Origin of the sequence: Actinoplanes sp. L3-i22 (assembly GCF_019704555.1) — a bacterium.
Classification (GTDB): domain Bacteria; phylum Actinomycetota; class Actinomycetes; order Mycobacteriales; family Micromonosporaceae; genus Actinoplanes.
In genome coordinates, this window is record NZ_AP024745.1 from 409,838 (window position 1) to 430,180 (window position 20,343).

The window sequence follows — 20,343 nt, forward strand, 5'->3', positions numbered from 1 at the left end:
GGGCCGCGGCATTTGGGGTACGGGATGGGTCGGTGGTTCGCGTGTGGGGTGCGGCTTTCGGGGTACGTGATGGGGCCGGTCTCGGGGCGGTTTGCGTGCCGGCGGTGGCCCCTGGAGTGCGTGGCGGGGGCGGTTCCGGGGTGGTTTGCGGTTGGGTTGCGGGGATTTCGGCGTACCGAAATCGGTCTTTGATCTTGGGGTTGTTCGCGCTGAGTCATGGGGTCCGGTTTCCGCCGCGCAAGATCGTCGCCTACAGTGGACTCTGAAAACGCCGAGGCACAGGTCAACGGGCATTTACATCGCCTGTTTCAGGTCGTTTCATGCGATCGGTGGATCTGTCCCGAGCGCCCGGAACCGGCCGGGGAGGACGCCGCCACGTCCCCCCGGCCGCCCGCGCGATAACGTCTCGGAAATGGATCTCGACGTCGACCGGCGGGCGCTGGCCGCGGTCGCGGGCGGTGGGGTGCTCGGCGCGCTCGCCCGCTACGCCATCGGAGTTGTCTGGCCGCACACACCGGCCGAGTTCCCGTGGGCCATCTGGTCGATCAACGTCTCCGGGTGTTTCATGATCGGCGTGCTGTACACGCTGCTCGCCCGGTTCCGGCCGGAGGGTCGGCTGACGCGGCTCTTCCTGGGTACCGGGGTGCTGGGCGGCTACACGACGTTCTCGACCGCGGAGGTCGACGTGTTGCGGGCGGTGCCCGGGATCGCGCTGGCCTATCTTTTCGCGACGGTGGTCGGGGCGCTGCTCGCGGTCTGGGCCGGCAGTTCGCTGGCGTCCCTCGGCGCGGCGGCCTCGCTCGACCCGGTGCGGCGATGACGAACACGCTGTTCGCGGCGGGTGGCGCCCGCCCGGGCGCGCCTTTTGCGGCGACGGATGGCGTGGCCTTGCCGGGCGCGCCTTTTGCGGCGGTAGGGGAGGGGCGGCGTTGATCACGGTGCTGCTGGTTGTGGTCGGGGCGGCGATCGGCGCACCGCTGCGGTATGTCACCGACCGTTACGTTCAGGCTCGCTACGGGAGCGGTTTTCCCTGGGGCACGCTTGCCGTCAACGTGGCGGGGTCGCTGGTGCTCGGCTTCGTGCTCGGGATGCCGCTCTCGCACGGCCTGACCGCGTTGATCGGGACCGGGTTCTGCGGGGCGCTGACCACGTATTCGACGTTCTCCTGGGAGGCGCTGACCTTCGCGCGCCGGGGCGAGCGGGCGAAGGCTTTCGCGTATGTGCTGGTCAGCCTGTTGGCCGGGCTCGGCGCCGCGAGTGTCGGCCTGATCCTGGCCGACGCCGTCTGACGCACCGCGCCTCGGCCCGCGGGGTTGTCGGTTACTCGTCGGCCGGGGACTCGACCGGGAACAGCAGGTCGTCCATCGCGTCCGTGGTCAGCGGCTCCGCGAAGTAGTACCCCTGCCCCAGCTCGCAGTTCCCGTCGGCGAGCTCGCTCAACTGCTCGACGTGCTCGATCCCCTCGGCGATCGTGGAGAGCTGCAGCGCCTGCCCGAGCTGGATGATCCCCAGGGTCAGCGCCGCCGCGGCCGGCATGTCGCCGATGTCGTCCACGAACGACTTGTCGATCTTGATGATGTCGACCGGGAAGTTCCGCAGGTACGCCAGCGACGAGTACCCGGTCCCGAAGTCGTCGATCGCCAGCCGCACCCCGAGCGCCTTCACCGCGTGCAACCGCCGCAGCGTCTCCGGCCGGTGATCGACCAGCAGCGACTCGGTCAGCTCGATGATCAGGCACTTGGCCGGCAGCCCGCTGTCCGCCAGCGCCGACGACACGAGTTGGGGCAGGTCGGCCCGTTCCAGCTGGACCGCGGAGAGGTTCACGCTGACGGTCAGCGGGGTGTCCGCGTCACGCTGCGAGTTCCATCGTGCGGCCTGACGGCAGGCCTCGCGCAGCACCCACTCGCCGATCGGCACGATCAGCCCGGTCTCCTCGGCGAGCGGGATGAACTCCATCGGCGGGATGATCCCGCGCTCCGGGTGCTGCCAGCGGACCAGCGCCTCCAGCCCGGAGATCTCCTGGGTGCGCAGCCGCACGATCGGCTGGAACCGCAGCTCGAACTCGTGCCGCAGCACCGCCCGCCGCAGGTCGGCCTCCATCTCCAGGTGTTTCTGGAAGGACGCGCGCATCGCCGGCTCGAAGACCGCGAGCTGGTCCTTGCCCTGTTTCTTCGCCTCGAAGACGGCCAGGTCGGCGCGGACCAGGAGGTCGTCCGCGTCGGTGCTGCCGGCTTCGGCGTACGCGACGCCGACGCTGCAACTGGCGTAGATCTCCCGCCCGTCCAGGTCGAACGGCTCCCGCAGCGCGGCCACGATCCGTCGCGCCACCGGCACCGCGAGCTCGATCCCGACGACGTCCGGCAGCAGCACGGCGAACTCGTCCCCGCCGAGCCGGGCCGCGGTGTCCCCGGTACGCAGGCAGGCGCGCAGCCGGTCGGCCACCGAGCTCAGCAGCCGGTCGCCGATCGCGTGTCCGAGCGAGTCGTTGACCACCTTGAACCGGTCCAGGTCGACCAGGAGCGCGGCCACCCCGTGCGAGCCGGCGGTGGCCAGCGCGTTCTCCATCCGGGTGGTGAACAGCGAGCGGTTCGCGAGTCCGGTCAGCGAGTCGTGGAACGCGTGGTTCATCTCGCGCAGCGTCCGCGCGTCGGTGATGGCCAGGCTGACGTGCTCGGCGAAGGCCTGCAGGATCTCCTGCGAGGCGCGGTCCCATTCCCGTACGGCGTGGAAGGAGCCGACGAACAGCGCCCCGACCACCACGTCGTCCTCGTGCACCGGCACCGCCATCACGCTCTTCAGCTGCGCGCGGACGATCTCCGGCACGGCGATCGGCGAGTTCGCGTAGTCGTCGACGGCGATCAGCTCGTTGCCCATCATGGCGAGCCCGGCGACGCCCAGCGCCGCGACCGGCATCCCCTGCATCCGCTCGACGCCCTCGTCGCTGACGCCGCGGCTGGCGATCAGGCTGGTCCGGCTCGGATCGTCGAGGTCCAGCACGGTCAGCCCGGACAGTTCGACGTCGAGCAGCTCGGCCGCGCTCGCGGTGATCTGGTCGAGGATCCGGCGCAGCGGCTCCCGCTTGGCGATGGCCCGCTGCACCGCGCTCAGCTCGTCGAACAGCCGCTGCCGGCGCTGCAACGAGTTGATCAGGGTCTTGTTCTCGGCGGACTGCCGGCGTTCCACCTCGATCAGGTGCAGCGCCTGGAGGCTCAGTTCGAGCACCCGGGCCATGCCGCGCAGGAGGCAGACCTCCTCGACGCTGAACATGGCCTGTCGGCCGAGCACCAGGACGCCCGGCGTCACGCCGCCGAGGTGGGCCAGGGTGACCGCGTAGAGGCGGCCGTCGGCCTCGAAGGTGGTGCGGTTGCCGGCGGCGATCTCGGTGAGGTCGTACGCCGGGATCCGTTCCACGGGGAGCCCGACCGCCGCGACCACGCCACCGTCGACCATCAGCACCGCGAGGTCGGCCTCGAGTGCGCGTACGGCGCATTCGACGGCGGCGTGCTGCGCGGCGGCCTCATCCGGGCGGTCGGCGACGACGGAGAGGAACTCCGTCAGTTGCTGGGTGGCGAGCACAATGTTGCAGTCGGCTGCGGCCCACCCCAGTTGAGGAATTGCAACCCGCGGGGCCGGGAGCCGGCCGGTCGATCAGGGTGTGCCAATCTGGTCACGAGCGGTCATTGTCCGGTGACGCATGGTTGTCAAAGTCCGCTTCGGTACGACTGAATAGAGTCCGTGGCCACCCCTGACGCACCTTCGCACGAGGAGCCCGCCGGGCTCGCTCTCGGACGTCTCGGCGCCGGATCCGTCGCGTTCTTCGGCATGGCCGCGGCCGCGCCGATCGCCACGGTGGTCATCGTGATCCCGCCGGTCCTGGCCGCCGGCGCCGGGCCGCTGGCGGCACTCTCCGTCGTCGCGGTCGCGGTCGTCCTGGTCCTTTTCGGTACGCCGTACGCCGCCATGATCCGCCGGGCGCCCAGCGCCGGCGGCGTCTACCCGCAGCTCGCCCGTGGCCTGGGCCGGCCCGCCGCGCTGACCGGCGCCTGGCTGGCCCTGGCCGGCTACCACGCGATCCAGTTCGGTCTCTACGCGCTCACCGCGCAGGCCGCGGCGCCCCTGTTGCTCGGCTGGTTCGGCGTGACCGCGCCCTGGTGGGCGGTGGCCGCCGGGTGCTGGGCGGTGGTCACGCTCGTCGGGACGGTCCGGATCGAGGTCGCCGCCGTGGTGATCACGATCCTCACCGTCGCCGAGGCCGCGGTGCTGGCCGGGCTCGCCGCCGCCAACGTGGTGCGCCCGTCCGGCGGCCGGATCGAGACCGGGACGTACTGGCTCGGCGATCTCGCCCGGATCGATCGGCCGCTGCTCGGACTCCTGCTTGCGGTCGCGGTGCTGTCCTTCGCCGGTTTCGAGACGATTTCGACGTACGCTGAGGAGTCCCGTGACCCGCGCCGCACCGCCGGTCGCGCCGCCCGCCTCGCGGTGCCGGCGATCGCGCTCCTGCTGGCCGGGGTGACCTGGAGCCTGATCGTGGCGGCCGGTCCGCGCGGGGTGGCCGGGCGCGCCGCGAACCGGGGGCCGGAGCTGTTGTTCGCCCTGGCCGACGAGCGCCTCGCCGGCTGGGCGGTCACGATCGGCCGGGTGATGCTGTTCACCGGCCTGCTGGCGGCGATCCTCGCGGTGCATCACGCGATCGCTCGCTACCTGTTCGCCCTCGGCCGCGAGCGCGTGCTCCCCGCCGTACTGGGAAATGTTTCTGAGCGCACCCGCGCGCCGCGCGCCGCCGCCCTGACCCAATCGCTGATCGCGGGTGCCGCGCTGCTCGGCGCGGCCGTGGCCGGCGCCGAGGCGTCGGCCCGGACCGCCCGCTGGCTCACCGTCGGCGGCAGCCTGGCCGTTCTCGTGTTGTTGCTGCTCACCGCGGTGGCCGCGCTGCTGCACCTGAACCGCGCGCCGGGCGGCGAAGGCGCCTGGACCAGGTTCTTCGCGCCCCTTCTGTCCACAGTGTCTCTTGGCGTGCTGGTCTATCTGGCCGGCCTGAACCTGCCCGCGCTGCTCGACGTCCGGTCCGGGTCGCCGTGGGTGACGGTGGTGGCCGCCGCACTCGCCGCCTGCCCGGTGATCGGGCTGGGGCACGCGCTGGTGCTCCGCGCGACGCACCCGGTCCGGTATGCGGCGATCGGCCTGGGCGGCGCGGTACTGGTGGTCACCCCGCAACGGATCACCCCGGAGAAGGCGCCGGCCGCGGCTCCGGCACCGGCTCGCGGCGAGAATCCGTGGTCCTGGGATACGCCGCCGGACGCGTCTAAGGATGATATAGACGACAAATCCGACAAGAAGACCGAGCCCGCCCCCGACGAAGCGCAGCCGGCCAAGATCCCGCAGCAGCGCGCCCCCGGCGCGCACCGCCCCGAGCGGGTCCAGCCGGAGGTCAACGCCGACAGCTAACCGAGCCGATCGCCCCGGTCCGACTCGGCGGCCAGTGGCACCGCGCTGCCCCGGACCAGCCCGAGCTGCACCGGCTGCCGGGACAGCACCCCGTCGAGAAGCCAGTCCGCCGCCACCCGCACCCGGTTCCCCGGCATCGACATCAGGTGGTATCCGCGGGTCACCGTCTTGGCCACCGCCCCGCTCAGCGGAATCCCGAGCGGATCCGCCGCCGCCGACCACCCGCCGAGATCCACGACGAAGCCGAGATCCCGATGCCGGTACGCCCGCCGCCGCCCGTGCCCGTAGGAGGCCGCGATGTTCCCCGCGACGAGTTGTCCCTGCCGGACCGCGTGCTGCGCCGTCATCCCGGTGATCGCCCCCGGATGCCGCAGATCCGGAACGGCGGCCGCGTCCCCGCAGGCGAAGACGTCCGGCCGGCCGGGCACGTTGAGGAACTCGTCGACCACGAGCCGCCCGTCCCGGGTGGCCAGCCCGAGACCGGCCACGAGCGGTTCCGGCCGCACGCCGACACACCAGACCAGGGTCCGGGTCGGCACGCTCTCCCCGTTCGAGAGCCGCACCCCGTCCGGCCCGGCCTCGGTCACGCCGGTGCCGGTCAGGACCCGGACGCCGCGGTGCCGCAGCACCTCCGCGGCGGTCCGCGACAGCCGCGGATCGAGCGCCGGAAGCACCCGCTCGGCGGTGTCCAGGATCAGCCAGCGGGGCGCGAGCGACTTCCCGTCCGCGAGCGCCGAGGTGAACAGCGCCCCCTGGGCGGCCACCTCGGTCCCGGTGTATCCCGCGCCGGCCACCACGAACGTGCACCTGGCCTGGCGTTCCACCGGATCGGCGCACTGCGCCGCCAGCTCCACCTGCCGGGTCAGGTGATCACGCAGGTAGAGGGCCTCCGCGAGCCCGCGGAACCCGTGGGCGTATTCGGTCACGCCGGGCACCGGCAGCAGCTTGTTCACGCTGCCCAGCGCGAGCACCAGCCGGTGATAGCCGAGGACGCCGCGAGCGCCCTCCGGGTCGGCCCACTCGACGGTACGGGCATCCAGGTCGAACGCCCCGGCATGCCCGAGCAGCATCCGCACCCCGGGCAGCGCCAGCGGCACCGAGACCCGGCGCGGTTCGAGCACCCCGGTCGCCACCTCGGGCAGCAGCGGCAGATACAGAAAGTAGTCGGTCGGGTTGAGCAGCACGATCTCGGCCCGGCCCCGGGCGATCCGCTGCAATCGCCGGGCCGCGGTGTACCCCGCGAAGCCGGCACCGACGATGACGATCCGCGGACGTGGCATGCGGAATAGCCTGCCACCAGCCGAAACCTTCGCGGCGAAGTTGCGAAAAGTTCTCCGGTCGGGTGGCACGATCGATGTGATGACCGCGACCGGCGCCCGTGCGGCGGCCACGTCGGTGACCCGTACGTCTCCCCGGAGGCGCCGGGGCGCATGGGTGGCCGCGCTGATGACGGTCGTGCTCGGCGCCGAGCTGATCGTCGGCTGGCCGGCCCTGACCGGAGCGTTCACGCAGCTCCGCGCCCCGCACTGGGGTTGGGTCGGTGCGGCCCTCGCGGCCGAGATCGTGTCGATGGGCACCTACGCCCGGATGCAGCGGGCCCTGTTGCGCGGCGCCGGCACCAAGGTCAGCGTGCGCCGGCACGTGGCGATGGCCTACGCCGCGCATTCACTGAGCGTGACCCTCCCGGGCGGTCCGGTCTTCTCCGCCAGCTTCAATTTCCGACAGATGCGACGGTACGGCGTAGCCTCCGCCGAAGCCTCGTGGTGCATCGCGCTCAGTGGCGTCCTCTCCACCGGCGCCCTGATCCTGGTCGGCTCGGTGGGTGGCCTGCTGGCCCGGAACACCGGCAGCTGGCGCACCCTGGCCGGATACGCGGCCGGCGCGATCGCGGTGACCGCCGCCGTCCGCCTGCTCGCCAAGCACCCGCTCTGGCTGGACCGGCCGGTCCGCGCCCTGCTCGGCGGGGTGAACCGGGTGCGCCGTCGCCCGCCCGAGCACGGCGCCGACCGGCTGTTCGGCTTCTTCACCCAGTTGCGGGCGATCCGGGTGCATCCGCTGCACTTCGCCGTCGCGGTGCTGCTGGCCTGCGCGAACTGGCTGTTCGACGCGCTCTGCCTGTGGGTGTGCTGCGTCGCGGTCGGGGCGGACCGGATCACGCCGGTGCACCTGTTGATCGCGTACTGCGCGGGGATGGCCGCCGCGAGCGTGCCGGTGATCCCCGGCGGCCTGGGTGTGGTCGACGCCGCCCTGGTCCTGGGCCTGGTCGCGGGCGGCCTGACCAGCGCCGGGGCGGTCGCGGCGGTGGTCCTCTACCGGGCGATCAGCTTCGGCTTCATCATCGGTGCCGGCTGGCTCGTCTGGCTGCTCCTACGCCACCGCGCCAAGACGACCGCTGTCTAGGTGCGCTCTTCCGGGCGTACCGGAGCCTCGTTTTTTCGCCCGAAAAGTTTCCATCCACGCTTCTTCTTCTCGACCACGGGCACCGCGTCCCCGTTCAGGATGTCCAGCCGCTGCCTGGCCACCGGATTGTTCGGCTCCAGCCGCAGCGACGTGGTCAGCGCCTGCCGAGCCTGATCCACATGCCCGAGCGCGGCCAGCGCCACCCCGTGCGTGAAGTAGTAGTGTGCCTCGTTCGGGTCCAGCGAGATCGCCGTCCGCGCGGCCTGTTCGGCGTCCGCGAGCTGCCGGTCGGCGGCGAGCAGCGCCCAGGCGACCCGGTCGTGCCAGAGCGGGTTCTTCGGCTCGACGATCACCGCGCGGTAGGCCATCGACATCGCCTCGTCGTGCTTGCCCTGCAGGGTCAGCGCCCGGCTGGCGATGGCCAGCGGCCGCGGGTCCTCGGGGGCCAGCTCGATCGCCTTGTGCGCGGCGGCGAGCGCCGGTTCCACCTGGTCGAGCGAGAGCCGGATGCGGGCCATCAGGATCCAGCCGGCCGGCGACTGCGGGTTGCCGGCCAGCATCGGTTCGAGCATCCCGGCGGCCTCGGCCGGCTGCATGTTCTCGAAGAGGGCGGCGGCCCGGGCGACGGCCATGTCGGCCGGGTCCGCGAACGCGCGTTCGGCCACGCCCGGGTAGGGGGCAGCGGCCGTGGGCGGGGGAAAAGCGGCGGTTGGGGCCAGGTCAGTCATCGGGCCGCTCCGGGTAGCCAGGGGACAGGGCGCTCAAGGCTCACTTCGGCACGCGACCGGGATTTATTAGCGCTTCAGAGCCGCGGAACCATCGAGGTCAGGATGCGGACCGCGAACCCGGCCAGGCTCGCGGCGCCGAGCAGCCCGGGCAACCACCCGGCCGGCGCCACGGTGGCGACCAGGAGCATGGCGAGGGTCAGGGCCGCGGCGATGCTCGCGGTCCGCTGCCGGGCCAAGACCTCCTTGAGGTACGACCGGAGCACCCGATCCAATCGTGCCAGGAAGTACCCCGCGTATCCGGCCGGAGCCAGGAACGCGGTCGCGGCCAGCACCCGCGCCCACGCCGTCGAGTCGTCCGACACCCGCCAGCCCAGGTAGGCGAAGACCACCATGATGATCGCGGTGTAGACCAGGAACTGCCGCAGCGCCGCGTCCAGCAGATGCCGGCTGGCCTCCTGCCGGGGGTCCGCCCGCAGCGCCGCGACCAGCCCGGTCACGCCCCGGGCCAGCCGGGTCAGCGCGAACGGGTTGCGGTGCGCCACGTCGAACGCGGCCAGCTCGTGCCGGGCGATCGCGTTGTCCGGCGCCAGCCGCAGCGCGTCCCGCAGCGCCTCCCGAGCGCGTTGCGGCAGGTTCAGCTGCTTCATCACCATCGCGTAGGTGATCCGGAAGTCGGCCTCCTCCGGGTCGAGCCGGACCGCCTCGCGGGCCGCGTGTTCCGCGTCCACCGGCCGGTTGCCCGCCTCCAGCAGCGCCCACGCGAGCCGATTGTGCCGGTACGGATTCTCCGCCTGCCGGGCCACCGCGGCCTGCGCCGTGGCGATCGCCTCGTCGTGCCGCCCGAGCGCGGTCAGCGCCCGGCTCAGCGCGGTGAGCGCCTCGGCCGACCCGGGCGCGTGCTGCACGGCCCGGGTCGCCACCTCGTACGCCAGCTCCGGTTTCTCCAGCGCGAGCTGCGCGTGGGTCATCAGCACCAGCGCGGTCACGTGGTCCGGCTCGGCGGCCAGCACCGGCCCGAGCAGCTCGGCGGCCGCGCCGGGATCGCCGCGCTGCAGTTGCACGCGGGCCATCGCGATCGGCTGGGTCGCTGACTGGGTCACGGGCGCGCCTCGACGGTCGCGTAGGCGCGGACCGGGAAGCTGCCGAAGCCGACGATCCGCGGCGGCACGGCGGTGAACCGCGCCCCGGTGTCCGGCACCGCCACCAGGTTGGTGAGGTGCTCGACGATCGGGATGCCGGCGGCCAGCAGCAGGCTGTGCGCCGGCCGCTCGCCGCGGGCCCGCGCCGAGATGTCGTCGATGTTCACCGCGTCGATGCCGACCAGCGTCGCGCCCCGGTCCACCAGGTCCTGCGCGCCCTCCCGGGTCAGGTAGGGCGCGTTCACCGGATAGTCCTTCGTGGCCCAGTGCTGGTCGCCGCCGGTGTGCAGCAGCACCGCGTGCCCGGTCACGTCCACACCGGCCAGTGTGTCAGCGGTGACCCCGCGCGGGCCGCCGATCGCCCGGACCACCACGGCCGGCAGCTCGGCGAGCCGGTCCAGCGGCAGGGCGGCCAGGTCGGCGCCGTCGGGGTAGCGGTGGAACGGGCTGTCGACGTACGTCCCGGTGTTGCCGATCATGGTGATCCGGTCGATGGCGAACTCGGTGCCCGGCGCGTAGCGGTCCCGGGATTCCGCCCGGGTCAGGTGCTGCCCGATCCGTGGGGCGGGCAGTCCCGGGTAGGTGATCAGCCCGTCCCGGATCACGTGACTCAGCTCGACGAACCGGTACCGCGGCACAGCGCCTCCCCGAAGGAGCCCGGATATCAGGACAGGCCGATCACGCCCTCGACGATCAGCCAGATGCCGAAGATAGCGAACAATGCGGCGGCGCCCCACTTGATGATGTGCTCGGGAAGGTGACGGCCGAGCAGCCGGCCGACCAGGATGGCGAGCGCGTCGGCGGCGACCATGCCCACCGTGGAGCCGACCCAGACGGCGAACCAGCCGTGCTGGGTGGCCAGCGTGATCGTCGCCAGCATGGTCTTGTCACCGAGCTCGGCCAGGAAGAACGCGCCGCCGACGGCGAAGATCGCGGAGCCGCTGGACCGCTCCGCCTTGCTCTTCTCGTCGTCGGTGAGCTTGTCGCCGCGCAGGGTCCAGGCGCCGAACGCGAGGAACGCCACCCCGGCGACCAGGGAGATCCAGTCGGTCGGGAGGGCGGCGCCGAGGCCGTACCCGATGCCGACCGAGACCAGGTGGACCAGCGCGGTGGCGGCGGTGATGCCGATCAGGGTCGGCACCAGCCGGAAGCGGGTGGCGAAGGTCATCGCCATCAGCTGGGACTTGTCGCCGAGCTCGGCGACGAAGATGACCGCGAAGCTGAGACCCAGCGCGGCGAGGAAAGTTGACACGGAATTCTCCCGGTGACAGACGACCGGGGCTTGGGCGCAGGGCGACCTCGACCCGGCCGCCATGAATGGACAGCCTGGTCGAAGGTCTCGCTCGCCTCAGATCGAGGCTGTCCGGCCGGAGGTCCCGAAGAACCTCAGTATGTCGACCGCGACATTGGGAGCTACTCCCCTTCGCGAGATCGAGCATAGCCGAACATCCGGAAGGCCCGGTGGAGAGCTGCGCCACCGGGCCTTTTGCTAAGGACGGACCTGGGGACGGATCAGTGCCCGATGATCAGCTGCTGGAGCCGGAGCCGGTCGAGCTGCTCGGCCGAGCGCTTCAGCGCCGGCTGGGCGGGCACCGGCTGGGCCAGCGGCTTGCACTGCTTGTCCGAGTGGTTGCCGGCCACCCGCGGCGGCAGCGCGCCGGTGGCCAGGTAATCGGCGATCACGTCGTCGACGCAGGCGTTGCCGAACAGCGATCCGGCGTGCGTGGTCCCGTTCACCCCTTCGATCAACACCGAGCGGGGGAAGAGCTTTCGAACCTCAAGACTTCCGGTGTACGGCGTGGCCGCGTCCAGCGTCTCGCTGAGCAGCAGGACCGGTGGCACCTTCGCCCCGTTCACCCGGACCGGAACACCGGCCGGCGCGGCCCAGTGCCGGCAGGGCGCGTTGTACCAGGCGTTGCCCCAGGTCTCGAACGGCGCCTGGTGGTAGACCTTCCAGTTCTGCTCGGACCAGGTCGACCACTTCGCCGGCCAGGCCGCGTCGGTGCACTGCACGGCCAGGTAGACGGCGTAGTTGTTGTCCGCGCCCGCGGTCTGCGGGTTGTTCTCGTCGTAGAGCCCCTTGAGGCCGGCCGGATCCTTCTTGGTGACCCAGCTGGAGAACGCCCGGGCGACCTTCTCCCAGCCGAAGATGTAGTAGCCCGGCTGCAGGAAGATGTCGGTCAGCTCGGCGGGGCCGATCACCCCGCCGGCCGGCTTCGCGGTCAGCTCGGCCAGTTGCCGGTAGTAGAGCCGCTCCACGGCCGGCCCGGTCGTGCCCAGGTGGTAGACGGCGTCGTGCTTGGCGATCCAGGCGAAGTAGATCTTGATGTTCCGGTCGAACGCGATGTCCTGGTCGATGTTCGAGCGGTACCAGACCCGGCTCGGGTTGACGTTGCCGTCCAGGACCATCCGCCGGACCCGGTCCGGGTACTGCGTGGCGTAGACCTGGCCGAGGTACGTCCCGTACGAGAAGCCGTAGAAGTTGATTTTTTCGGCGCCCAACGCCCGCCGGATGCTGTCGATGTCCCGGACCGAGTCCGCGGTGCGCATGTGATCGAGCAGCGGCCCGCCGGCCTTGGCGCAGTCCGCGGCGTACCGGGTGCTCCGGGCGTGCCAGGCCTTCTCCAGCGCGGGGGTGGACGGCACGTACGGCGGCCGGTTGTACCCGGCGTAGTCGGCGTCGCAGGTCAGCTTCGGCTTGCTGGCGCCGACCCCGCGCGGGTCGAACCCGATCCAGTCGTAGGCGTCCCCGGCGCCCTTGGGCACCTTCGCGCCGAGCGTCGCCATGCTCCGCCCGGCGCCACCCGGGCCACCCGGGTTGACCAGGACCACGCCCTGGTACTTGTCGGCCGGGACGGTGTGGGCGATCCGGGCGACGGCCAGCTCGATGCGGGCGCCGCCCGGGTTCGCGTAGTCCATCGGCACGCCGACCATGCCGCATTCGGCGCCCTGTGCCTTGAGTGACAGCTCGGTGCAGGAGTACCACGCGACCGGCGCCGGTACGTAGTCCGGCGCGCCCCGCGAGGGGGCGGCCTCCGCGGAGGTGATCACGGTGCCTGCTGCCGCGCCGAGCGCGACCACAACGGCGGCCGCCCAGATACTTTTCATTCCTCGCCCTTCGATGTCCGATTCGCCCCATATGGTGAGGGTTGCTCGGGCGGTTTCCACCCCTCCACGCCGGGGCGGCCACCAAAGGGGTGGAATCAGGCCGTGCGCCGGGCGCGCTGGGCGATCAGCGCGACCAGGCCCAGGGCGGAGACGATCCCGGCGTACCAGAGGGCGGTGGTGTGCAGGCCGAGGTGGTTGGCGGCCTGGCCGGCGATCACCGCGGGGATGCTGAAGGCGGCGTACGAGATGGTCAGCGCCACCGCCAGCAGCTCACCGCGCTCGTGCGGCTCGGCGATCCGGGCCAGGGTGCTGAACGACGCGAGCGCCGCCGCGCCGAAGCCGATCCCGGAGACGATCGAGCCGACCGTGGCCAGCGTCAGGCTCTCGACGAGCAGCCCGGTCACGCCGAGCACGCCACCGGCGAGCAGGCCGGACCCGGCGACGGTCAGCACCCGCGGCGTCGCGACCTTGCGCATCAGGAACGAGGTCACCGCGCCGGCGCCGCAGACCAGCGCCACCACCAGGCCGCCGACCAGGTGATCGGTGATGCCGAAAGTGGCCGCCGCGACCGACGGGCCGAGCGACAGGTAGAGGCCGCCCAGCGCCCAGCTGGCCACGATGATCGGGATCAGCGCGAACAGGTCACCGCGCAGCCGGGCCGGCACGCCGAGCCGCCACTTCAGCGAGGCGGCCGCGCCGGGGCGGCGCTCCGCGGTCTCCGGCATCCAGGCCACCGCCAGGCCGGCGACGACCATGCCGACCAGCAGCAGCGCGTAGACCAGGTGGGTGGGGAACGGCGCCCACTCGACGAGCACGCCGCAGCCGAAGGCGCCCAGGCCGAGCCCGGCCACCGGGGCGATGCCGCTGATCAGGCCGGCCCGGCCGGGGGCGTGCGCCGGGTTGAGGTCGATCAGCGCGGCGCCCAGCGTGCTCAGCGCGGCGCCGGTCGCGACGCCCTGCACGATCCGCGCCACCAGCAGCACGGTCACGTTGCCGGCGGACAGGAAGAGGGCGAGCGCGACGGCCTCCAGCAGGATCGCGCCGGCCAGCACCGGGCGCCGGCCGACGTAGTCGGAGAGCGCGCCCAGGGTGAGCAGGGTGGCGATCAGGGCGACCACGTAGACCGCGAAGACCACCGTCAGCATCGCCGGGGAGAAGCCCCAGAGGTGCTGGTAGACGACGTAGAGCGGGCTCGGGACGGCGGCGGCCGCCGCGAACGTCACCAGGATGGCGGCGATCGCGGTGAACGCCGCGTTCCGGCTCAGGCGGGCCGGTGCGGTGGTCCGCGCGCCCGCGGCTTCGGCGAGGACGGTCATGAGGGTTCCCCCAGTGATCGAACAGACAGGTCTGTCTAGTTGCTGGCTCTGACACTAGACAGACCTGTCTGTTAACGTCAAACGCATGTCCGTCACGTCACCCCGCCGATCGGCCCGCGAACGTCTCCTGGCCGCGGCGGACGAGCTCTTCTACGCCGAGGGCGTGCACACCATCGGGATCGACCGGGTCATCGAGCGGGCCGGGGTCGCCAAGGCGTCGCTGTACTCCAGCTTCGGCAGCAAGGACGGCCTGGTCCGGGCATATCTGCAGCACCGGCACGAGGAACGCCGGGCCCGGCTGATGGGTCACGTCGAGAAGCACGAGGGCCCGCGCGACCGGCTGCTCGCGATCTTCGACTCGCTCGCCGAGTCGGCGGCCAAGCCGGGGTTCCGGGGGTGCGCGTTCTACAACGCCGGCGCCGAGTCCGACCCGAACGGGGTGGTCCGGGAGGCGTCCGAGGCCAATCGGGCCTGGACCCGGGGGCTGCTGACCGACCTGGCGCGCGAGGCCGGGATTGCCGAGCCGGCTCCGCTGGTCGCGCAGTTGGTACTGCTCTACGACGGGGCGACCGTCGGCGCCCGCCAGGACAAGGGGCCGGCCGCGGCGCACACCGCCCGCGCCCTCGCCGCGGTTCTGGTGGACGCGGCGCTCGCGTCACGTTGACAGTCAACATTGACGTCAACATGCATTGACCGAATCAATACACAGTGTTGATCCAGTCAACTGCGTCAAGTCAACATGACCGCGCGCGGCGCACTGCGTGGCGGCGGCGGGCGTGGGCCATGGCCGTACGGCGAAATGGTTTTGGGAATGAAGATCGGCGCGACCCGGTGGGGCCGCGCCGATCTGGGTAGGGCCAGGTCAGTCCCGGGTCACGGGCTCGTCCAGCGGCTCGGGAATCCGGGCGGCGGGCAGCAGTGGCTGCGACTCGGCGAGCTCGGCGCTCAGCTCGGCCTCGTGCGCCACCAGATCGCCGCCAGAGCTTTCGGAGGCGACATCGTCCGACTCCGAAGGGGCGGGCTTGGCGCGGATCAGCGACGCCAGCGCACCGAGCACCGCCATCCCGATCGCCATCCAGAAGACGACGATCAGGCCGTCGTGGAACGGGTCGGCGATCAGCCGCGGGAAGAATTCGAGCCCGGTCAGGTTCGCCGCGTTGTCGGCCGGCAGCGCGCCGATCACCTGCGGCCCGAGCAGTTCGGCGACCGGGTTGTAGCCGAGGAACGCGGCGAACAGCGTCCCGACCGGCGGCAGCTCGGCGGCCCGCGCGGCGACGTCGGCCGGCACGCCCTGCGCGAGCAGCCCGGAGTTCAGGCTGGCCGGCAGCGAGTCGGCGAGCCCGGCCACCATCAGCGAGAAGAACACGCCGATGGAGAGCACCTGGCCGGCGTTCATGAACGTGGCCCGCATGCCGGAGGCCGCACCACGCATGTTGGCCGGGACCGTGGACATCAGCAGTGACGTGTTCGGCGCCGAGAACAGGCCACCGCCCAGGCCGTTGATGAAGATCAGCACGGCGAACGTGGGGTAGCTGAAGTCGCCGGGCACGAGCAGCAGCCCGGCGAACGACACCGCCATCACGAGCAGGCCGCCGGCCGCGAACGGGCGCGCCCCGAACCGGTCGGAGAGGAAGCCGGAGAGCGGCCCGGCCGCCAGGAAGCCGATCGTCAGCGGGACCAGGTAGATGCCGGCCCAGAGCGGCGTCCGCTCGTAGTCGTAGCCGTGCAACGGCAGCCAGATGCCCTGCAGCCAGATGATCAGCATGAACTGCAGGCCGCCGCGGGCCACGCTGGCCAGCAGGTTCGCGATGTTGCCGCCGGTGAAGGCGGCGTTGCGGAACAGTTTGAGCGGGAACATCGGCTCGGCCACCCGGGTCTCGATGATCCCGAAGATCACCAGAACCGCCGTGCCGCCGATCAGGCCGCCGAGCACCCACGGGTTGGTCCAGCCCTGGGTGTGCCCGCCGTACGGCTGGATCCCGTAGGTGATCCCGACCAGCACGGCGGTGAGCCCGACCGCGAACGTCAGGTTGCCCCACCAGTCGATCTTCGCGCGCCGCCGGACGCCGGTGTCGTGCAGCGACCGGTACGCCCAGATCGCGCCGACGATGCCGAGCGGGATGTTCACCCAGAACACCGAGCGCCAGTCCCATTCGGCCAGCACCCCGCCGGCGACCAGGCCGATGAACGAGCCGGCCAGCGCGGAGACGATGTTGACGCCGAGCGCCATGCCGCGCTGCTTGGGCGGGAACGCGTCGGTGATGATCGCGGCCGAGTTGGCCATCAGCATGGCGCCGCCGATGGCCTGCGCGACGCGCCAGCCGATCAGCCAGATCGCCCCGCCGCTGCCGGTGAACGGGTCCACCGAGAGCACGATCGAGACGAGCGCGAAGATCGCGAACCCGGCGTTGTAGATCTTGACCCGGCCGTACATGTCGCCGAGCCGGCCGAGCGTGACCACCAGCACCGCGGTGACCAGCATGTAGCCCATCAGCATCCAGAGCAGGTAGCTGACGTTGCCCGGGGCCAGCGGGTTGATCTTGATGCCCTTGAAGATGGCGGGCAGCGAGATCAGCACGATCGACGAGTTGATCGTCGCCAGGAGGTTGCCGAGGGTGGTGTTGGAGAGTGCGACCCACTTGTAGCGCGGATGGTCCACCGGAAGCATCTGATCAGTCCTTCGTGAGCAGGTCATTCAGCCGGTCGAGGGCCGGCAGGGCGGCGGTGAGGGCCGCCCGGTCGTCGGCCGCCAGTTGGCGCAGCACCGCCGAGAGCGCCTCCGCGCGCCCCGCTCGGCGCCGGGCGACGGCCTCGCGCCCGGCGTCGGTGATGCCGACCACCACCACCCGGCCGTCGGCCGGGTCGCTGCCCCGCGTGGCCAGCCCGTCCCGTTCCAGGCGGGTGACCAGCTGGGTCATCGCCGGCTGGCTGACCCCTTCCGGGGCGTGCAGCTCGCAGAGCCGGTGCGGGCCCGATCGCTCCAGGCGGGCCAGCGTGGAAGCGGCCGTGAGGCTGAGCTCCTCGCGCGGGGTGATCCGCCGGAGACCTGCGTAGAGATGTTCGAAAGCGGTCGCGATGACCGCGTCCTCGTCCGGGATCCGCACAGCCAATTTATATCAGCACCTTATGCATTTCCGGGAGGGAGGGTGACCGAACTCCACTCCGACGCGCGACCCCCGAATTCCCACGGGCCGGCCGCGAAGCCTGGGACCATGCGAACCATGGACGAGTTCTGGCTCCACCCACGGCTGGGGACGGCAACTCGGGACGGCCGGGCGCCACGGCACTACCTGATCGCGTTGCAGCACGCCGTGCACACGCTCGGCGCGGATCCGCGCTGGCGCCAGTGGTGGGACCGCAGCGGCATCAGGGGCTGTCAGCTCGGCATCGTCACCGAGGGCCGGGACCACCTGCGTCCCAGCGCCGACATCCGCCGGGTCGGCGACCAGCTGCGCGCCAACTTCACCTGTGAGCTGCCGCCGTCCTGCTCCGACCAGGAGCTGATGCGGTTCGCGGTGACCGAGGTGCGGACCATGTTCGAGGTGATCCGGGAGGCGATGGCCCTGCCCGACCTGCCCCCGGACCCGGAGCCGGCCCCGCCGCCGAGCCGCACGGACGACCTCCCGGTGATCGAGCGGGCGCTCACCTCGGTGCCCCGGGAGCTGGAGCAGCAGGGTTATCTGACGCTCACCCAGGTGCAGAACTTCTTCGGTTGAGCCGACCATGCTGCCGCCGCCCGTCCCGGCCGTGATGGCCCAGTACGACTTCAACCGCCCGGCCACCACCCTGGACCGCTCCGGCTTCGGGCACACCCTGCGGATCATCGCCGGACACGGCGGCCGGCTGCGCGCGGTCGTGCACGGCACCGGCGACGCGCTCGCCTTCCCGCCCCGCTGCGACCACGGCGTCTGCCCGCACGTGGCACTGCAGAGCCCGGGGACCGCCGACCTGAACCCCGGGGCTCGGAACCTCGCGTACGGCGCGGACGTCCTGCTCGCCCCCGGCCAGACCAGCAAGGGGCAGAACGTGGTGCAGAAGGGCTACTCCAAGACGAGCAGCCAGTACAAGCTCCAGGTCGACGGCCTGGCCGGGCAGCCCAGTTGCGTGCTGGTCGACGAGCGGCGCGCCGGGATCCGGATGGTCCGCAGCTCGGTCACCGCGGCGGACGGGCGCTGGCACGCGGTGCGCTGCGAGCGGGCCGGCGCACGCTTCGACATCTACGTCGACGGCGTGCTGCGCGGGCGGACCCGGGTGCCGGCGGACCTCTCGGTGGCCAACAACTGGCCGCTGAGCATCGGCGGCAAGGGCGCCTACCGCGACAACGACCAGTTCAACGGCGTCCTGGACAACGTCTGGGTCCGGATCGGCTGAGATTCAAAAGATTTCTTCGGTACGGCGGCAACCCTTCCGCCCGCACGAGCATGTACATGGATGAGCGCCGGTATCGACCGGCGCCGTTCTCATCGGGGAGCCCGCCATGTCCGCTCGCACCACGTCGTCGATCCTGCTGGCCGTCGCCGGCGCCGCGCTGTTCGCCCTGACCGCCTGCGCCACCGCCACGCCGGAGAACGTCTCGCCGGCCACCACCGCCGCGACCGGCGCCGCCGCCCCGACCGGCGCCGCCGCCGCGACCTCGCCCGCGCGCCCGGTGTCGCAGGCGAAACCGGTGAACGGCTGCCCGGTCACCGCCGAAGCCCTGGTCAAAGTGGCGAAGTTGCCGGCCGGCTACAAGATCGACCCGGCCAGCGTGAAGTGCAACCAGAACTGGGCGGTCGGCACGCCGATCGCTCCGAAGGCCAGTCAGCAGGGCGACGGCGACATCTTCTTCGCGTACGACCCGAAGACCGGCGCCTGGGTGACGAAGGGCGCGGGCAGCGCCGTCGAGTGCGGCACCGGCTCGCAGATGAACATCCCGAAGAGCACCGGCCTCTGCGGCGACGCCCTCTACGCGAACTGACGGATCAGCCGGCCAGGGCGGTGAGCAGCTTCCCGTCGGGAGTGTCCCCGGACAGCTCCCACGCGAACACCCCGCCCAGCGCCCGGCTCTTCGCGTAGGCCACCTTCCCGCGGATGGTGTCCGGGGTGTCGTACGACCACCACTGGGCACCACACCGCGCGTACGCCGTCCCGCCCACCGTCCCGGTTGGCGGGCAGCGCCCGGCGAGGACCTTGTAGTCCTCCATCCCCTTCTCGTACGTCCCCGGCGCCGGCCCGGTCGCCGCCGCACCCGGCGCCGGACTGCGCACCCCGGTCCACCCGCGCCCGTAGAACCCGACACCGAACAGCAGCTTCGCCGACGGCACACCCTGTTTCAGCAGCTGGTCGACGGTCGCCTCGACGGTCGCCCCGGCCCGCGGGATCCCCGGGTAGGTGGTCAGCGGCGAGTGCGGCGCGGTCCGGACGTCGGTGTTCCCGGCGCCGAAGTAGTCGTAGGTCATCGCGCTGAGCCAGTCCACCTGGGCCGCCGCCGCGGACAGGTCCACCGCCCCGAGCTTCTTCACGTCCCCCGGCACCGCCGCGGTGACCAGCGCGCCGGTTCCGAACGTGGCGCGCAGCGCGGCGAGCACCTTGGCCAGCGACTCCCGCCCGCTGCGGTCGCACTGCAGGCCGCAGGCGTTCGGGTACTCCCAGTCCACGTCGATCCCGTCGAACAGCCCGGACCAGCGCGGATCCTTGATCAGGTCGTAGCAGGACTTCGCGAACGCGGCCGGGTCCTTGGCCGCCTGGGTGAACCCGGCCGACCCGGTCCAGCCGCCGAACGACCAGAGGATCTTCAGGCCCGGGTGGGCGCCCTTCAGCTTCCAGAGCTGCCCGAAGTTGCCGCGCAGGGGAGTGGCCCCGGTGTCCGCGACGTTGTCGATGCTCTCCGCGGCGGTCACCGGCTTCTGGTACGCCGCCCACGGGTCCCCGACCGCGCACCTGCCCCCGTCGACCTTGCCGAAGGCGTACAGCAGATGGGTGAGCTTGCCCGCGGCGCCGCTGGCCGCCACGTTCTGCACCCGGTAGGCGCGGCCGTAGGAGCCCCACTCGGTGAAGTAGCCGGCCAGCACCCGCTCGTGCGGTGGAGCGGGCTCGGGCTCCGGTCGCGAAGGGGCCTGGCATGCGGACAAGATCAGGACGAGCAGGGCGAAAGCCGCCGTACGGACATGCACTGGCGCAAAACTAGCGGCCGAAACCGCTGATCGCCCGTCATTCCCCCGATCGAGT

Annotated in this window: 19 protein-coding genes; 8 read left to right on the forward strand and 11 right to left on the reverse strand. The window is 71.8% G+C overall.

Features of this window, described 5'->3' with window-relative positions:
• The first annotated feature begins 412 nt into the window (after nucleotides 1-412).
• On the forward strand, nucleotides 413-820 hold the full coding sequence (locus L3i22_RS01900; RefSeq protein WP_221325283.1) for a CrcB family protein: 408 nt from the start codon (nucleotides 413-415) through the stop codon (nucleotides 818-820).
• A gap of 112 nt (nucleotides 821-932) precedes the next feature.
• Nucleotides 933-1,289, forward strand: a complete 357-nt coding sequence (gene crcB, locus L3i22_RS01905) for a fluoride efflux transporter CrcB (protein ID WP_221329748.1) — start codon at nucleotides 933-935, stop codon at nucleotides 1,287-1,289.
• A 31-nt stretch (nucleotides 1,290-1,320) separates the two neighbouring features.
• Here the strand turns inward: crcB and L3i22_RS01910 are convergent, their stop codons facing one another.
• On the reverse strand, nucleotides 1,321-3,576 hold the full coding sequence (locus L3i22_RS01910) for a bifunctional diguanylate cyclase/phosphodiesterase (protein ID WP_255657885.1): 2,256 nt from the start codon (nucleotides 3,574-3,576) through the stop codon (nucleotides 1,321-1,323).
• A 159-nt stretch (nucleotides 3,577-3,735) separates the two neighbouring features.
• Here L3i22_RS01910 and L3i22_RS01915 point away from each other — a divergent pair, with 159 nt between their 5' ends.
• Nucleotides 3,736-5,445, forward strand: coding sequence for an APC family permease (locus tag L3i22_RS01915; RefSeq protein WP_221325284.1), 1,710 nt, complete (start codon nucleotides 3,736-3,738; stop codon nucleotides 5,443-5,445).
• Here the strand turns inward: L3i22_RS01915 and L3i22_RS01920 are convergent.
• Nucleotides 5,442-6,725: an NAD(P)/FAD-dependent oxidoreductase gene (locus tag L3i22_RS01920; RefSeq protein ID WP_221325285.1), complete on the reverse strand. Its 1,284-nt coding sequence runs from the start codon at nucleotides 6,723-6,725 to the stop codon at nucleotides 5,442-5,444. The genes L3i22_RS01915 and L3i22_RS01920 overlap by 4 nt on opposite strands.
• 79 nt (nucleotides 6,726-6,804) lie before the next feature.
• Between L3i22_RS01920 and L3i22_RS01925 the strand changes: the two genes are divergently transcribed.
• Nucleotides 6,805-7,845, forward strand: coding sequence for a YbhN family protein (locus L3i22_RS01925; protein WP_221325286.1), 1,041 nt, complete (start codon nucleotides 6,805-6,807; stop codon nucleotides 7,843-7,845).
• Here L3i22_RS01925 and L3i22_RS01930 read toward each other — a convergent pair.
• The 6 genes from L3i22_RS01930 to L3i22_RS01955 all read right to left on the reverse strand — a co-directional run bounded on the left by L3i22_RS01930 (nucleotide 7,842) and on the right by L3i22_RS01955 (nucleotide 14,136).
• Nucleotides 7,842-8,573 (reverse strand): tetratricopeptide repeat protein, encoded by a 732-nt coding sequence (locus L3i22_RS01930; RefSeq protein ID WP_221325287.1) that lies wholly within the window; start codon nucleotides 8,571-8,573, stop codon nucleotides 7,842-7,844. The two genes, L3i22_RS01925 and L3i22_RS01930, sit on opposite strands and share 4 nt — an antisense overlap.
• 74 nt (nucleotides 8,574-8,647) lie before the next feature.
• Nucleotides 8,648-9,673 (reverse strand): tetratricopeptide repeat protein, encoded by a 1,026-nt coding sequence (locus tag L3i22_RS01935; protein ID WP_255657886.1) that lies wholly within the window; start codon nucleotides 9,671-9,673, stop codon nucleotides 8,648-8,650.
• Nucleotides 9,670-10,350 (reverse strand): cyclase family protein, encoded by a 681-nt coding sequence (locus L3i22_RS01940; protein ID WP_221325288.1) that lies wholly within the window; start codon nucleotides 10,348-10,350, stop codon nucleotides 9,670-9,672. The genes L3i22_RS01935 and L3i22_RS01940 overlap by 4 nt, the downstream gene beginning before the upstream one ends.
• Before the next feature lie 26 nt (nucleotides 10,351-10,376).
• Nucleotides 10,377-10,964 carry a TMEM165/GDT1 family protein gene (locus L3i22_RS01945; protein WP_221325289.1) on the reverse strand — a complete coding sequence of 196 codons (588 nt, stop codon included), beginning with the start codon at nucleotides 10,962-10,964 and terminating at the stop codon, nucleotides 10,377-10,379.
• Nucleotides 10,965-11,224: 260 nt separating this feature from the next.
• Nucleotides 11,225-12,820, reverse strand: coding sequence for an alpha/beta hydrolase (locus L3i22_RS01950; RefSeq protein WP_221325290.1), 1,596 nt, complete (start codon nucleotides 12,818-12,820; stop codon nucleotides 11,225-11,227).
• Between the two features lie 95 nt (nucleotides 12,821-12,915).
• The gene (locus L3i22_RS01955; protein WP_221325291.1) at nucleotides 12,916-14,136 is read right to left on the reverse strand and encodes an MFS transporter; all 1,221 of its coding nucleotides are present in this window, start codon (nucleotides 14,134-14,136) and stop codon (nucleotides 12,916-12,918) included.
• Nucleotides 14,137-14,221: 85 nt separating this feature from the next.
• Here L3i22_RS01955 and L3i22_RS01960 point away from each other — a divergent pair, with 85 nt between their 5' ends.
• Nucleotides 14,222-14,800 carry a TetR/AcrR family transcriptional regulator gene (locus tag L3i22_RS01960; RefSeq protein ID WP_221325292.1) on the forward strand — a complete coding sequence of 193 codons (579 nt, stop codon included), beginning with the start codon at nucleotides 14,222-14,224 and terminating at the stop codon, nucleotides 14,798-14,800.
• A gap of 198 nt (nucleotides 14,801-14,998) precedes the next feature.
• On the opposite strand, the gene L3i22_RS01965 is transcribed toward L3i22_RS01960, so the two are convergent.
• Nucleotides 14,999-16,804: an MFS transporter gene (locus L3i22_RS01965; protein ID WP_221325293.1), complete on the reverse strand. Its 1,806-nt coding sequence runs from the start codon at nucleotides 16,802-16,804 to the stop codon at nucleotides 14,999-15,001.
• 4 nt (nucleotides 16,805-16,808) lie between these two features.
• Nucleotides 16,809-17,240 carry a MarR family winged helix-turn-helix transcriptional regulator gene (locus L3i22_RS01970; RefSeq protein WP_255657887.1) on the reverse strand — a complete coding sequence of 144 codons (432 nt, stop codon included), beginning with the start codon at nucleotides 17,238-17,240 and terminating at the stop codon, nucleotides 16,809-16,811.
• A gap of 117 nt (nucleotides 17,241-17,357) precedes the next feature.
• On the opposite strand from L3i22_RS01970, the gene L3i22_RS01975 reads away from it, so the two are divergent.
• The 3 genes from L3i22_RS01975 (at nucleotide 17,358) to L3i22_RS01985 (ending at nucleotide 19,093) form a co-directional block, all read left to right on the forward strand.
• A complete protein-coding gene (locus L3i22_RS01975) occupies nucleotides 17,358-17,852 on the forward strand; it encodes a hypothetical protein (RefSeq protein WP_221325295.1) in 495 nt (164 codons plus the stop codon).
• A 7-nt stretch (nucleotides 17,853-17,859) separates the two neighbouring features.
• On the forward strand, nucleotides 17,860-18,507 hold the full coding sequence (locus L3i22_RS01980) for a LamG-like jellyroll fold domain-containing protein (RefSeq protein ID WP_255657889.1): 648 nt from the start codon (nucleotides 17,860-17,862) through the stop codon (nucleotides 18,505-18,507).
• 106 nt (nucleotides 18,508-18,613) lie between these two features.
• Nucleotides 18,614-19,093 carry a hypothetical protein gene (locus L3i22_RS01985; RefSeq protein ID WP_221325296.1) on the forward strand — a complete coding sequence of 160 codons (480 nt, stop codon included), beginning with the start codon at nucleotides 18,614-18,616 and terminating at the stop codon, nucleotides 19,091-19,093.
• Between the two features lie 4 nt (nucleotides 19,094-19,097).
• Here the strand turns inward: L3i22_RS01985 and L3i22_RS01990 are convergent, their stop codons facing one another.
• The gene (locus tag L3i22_RS01990) at nucleotides 19,098-20,288 is read right to left on the reverse strand and encodes a glycoside hydrolase family 18 protein (RefSeq protein ID WP_255657890.1); all 1,191 of its coding nucleotides are present in this window, start codon (nucleotides 20,286-20,288) and stop codon (nucleotides 19,098-19,100) included.
• Between the last annotated feature and the right edge of the window lie 55 nt (nucleotides 20,289-20,343).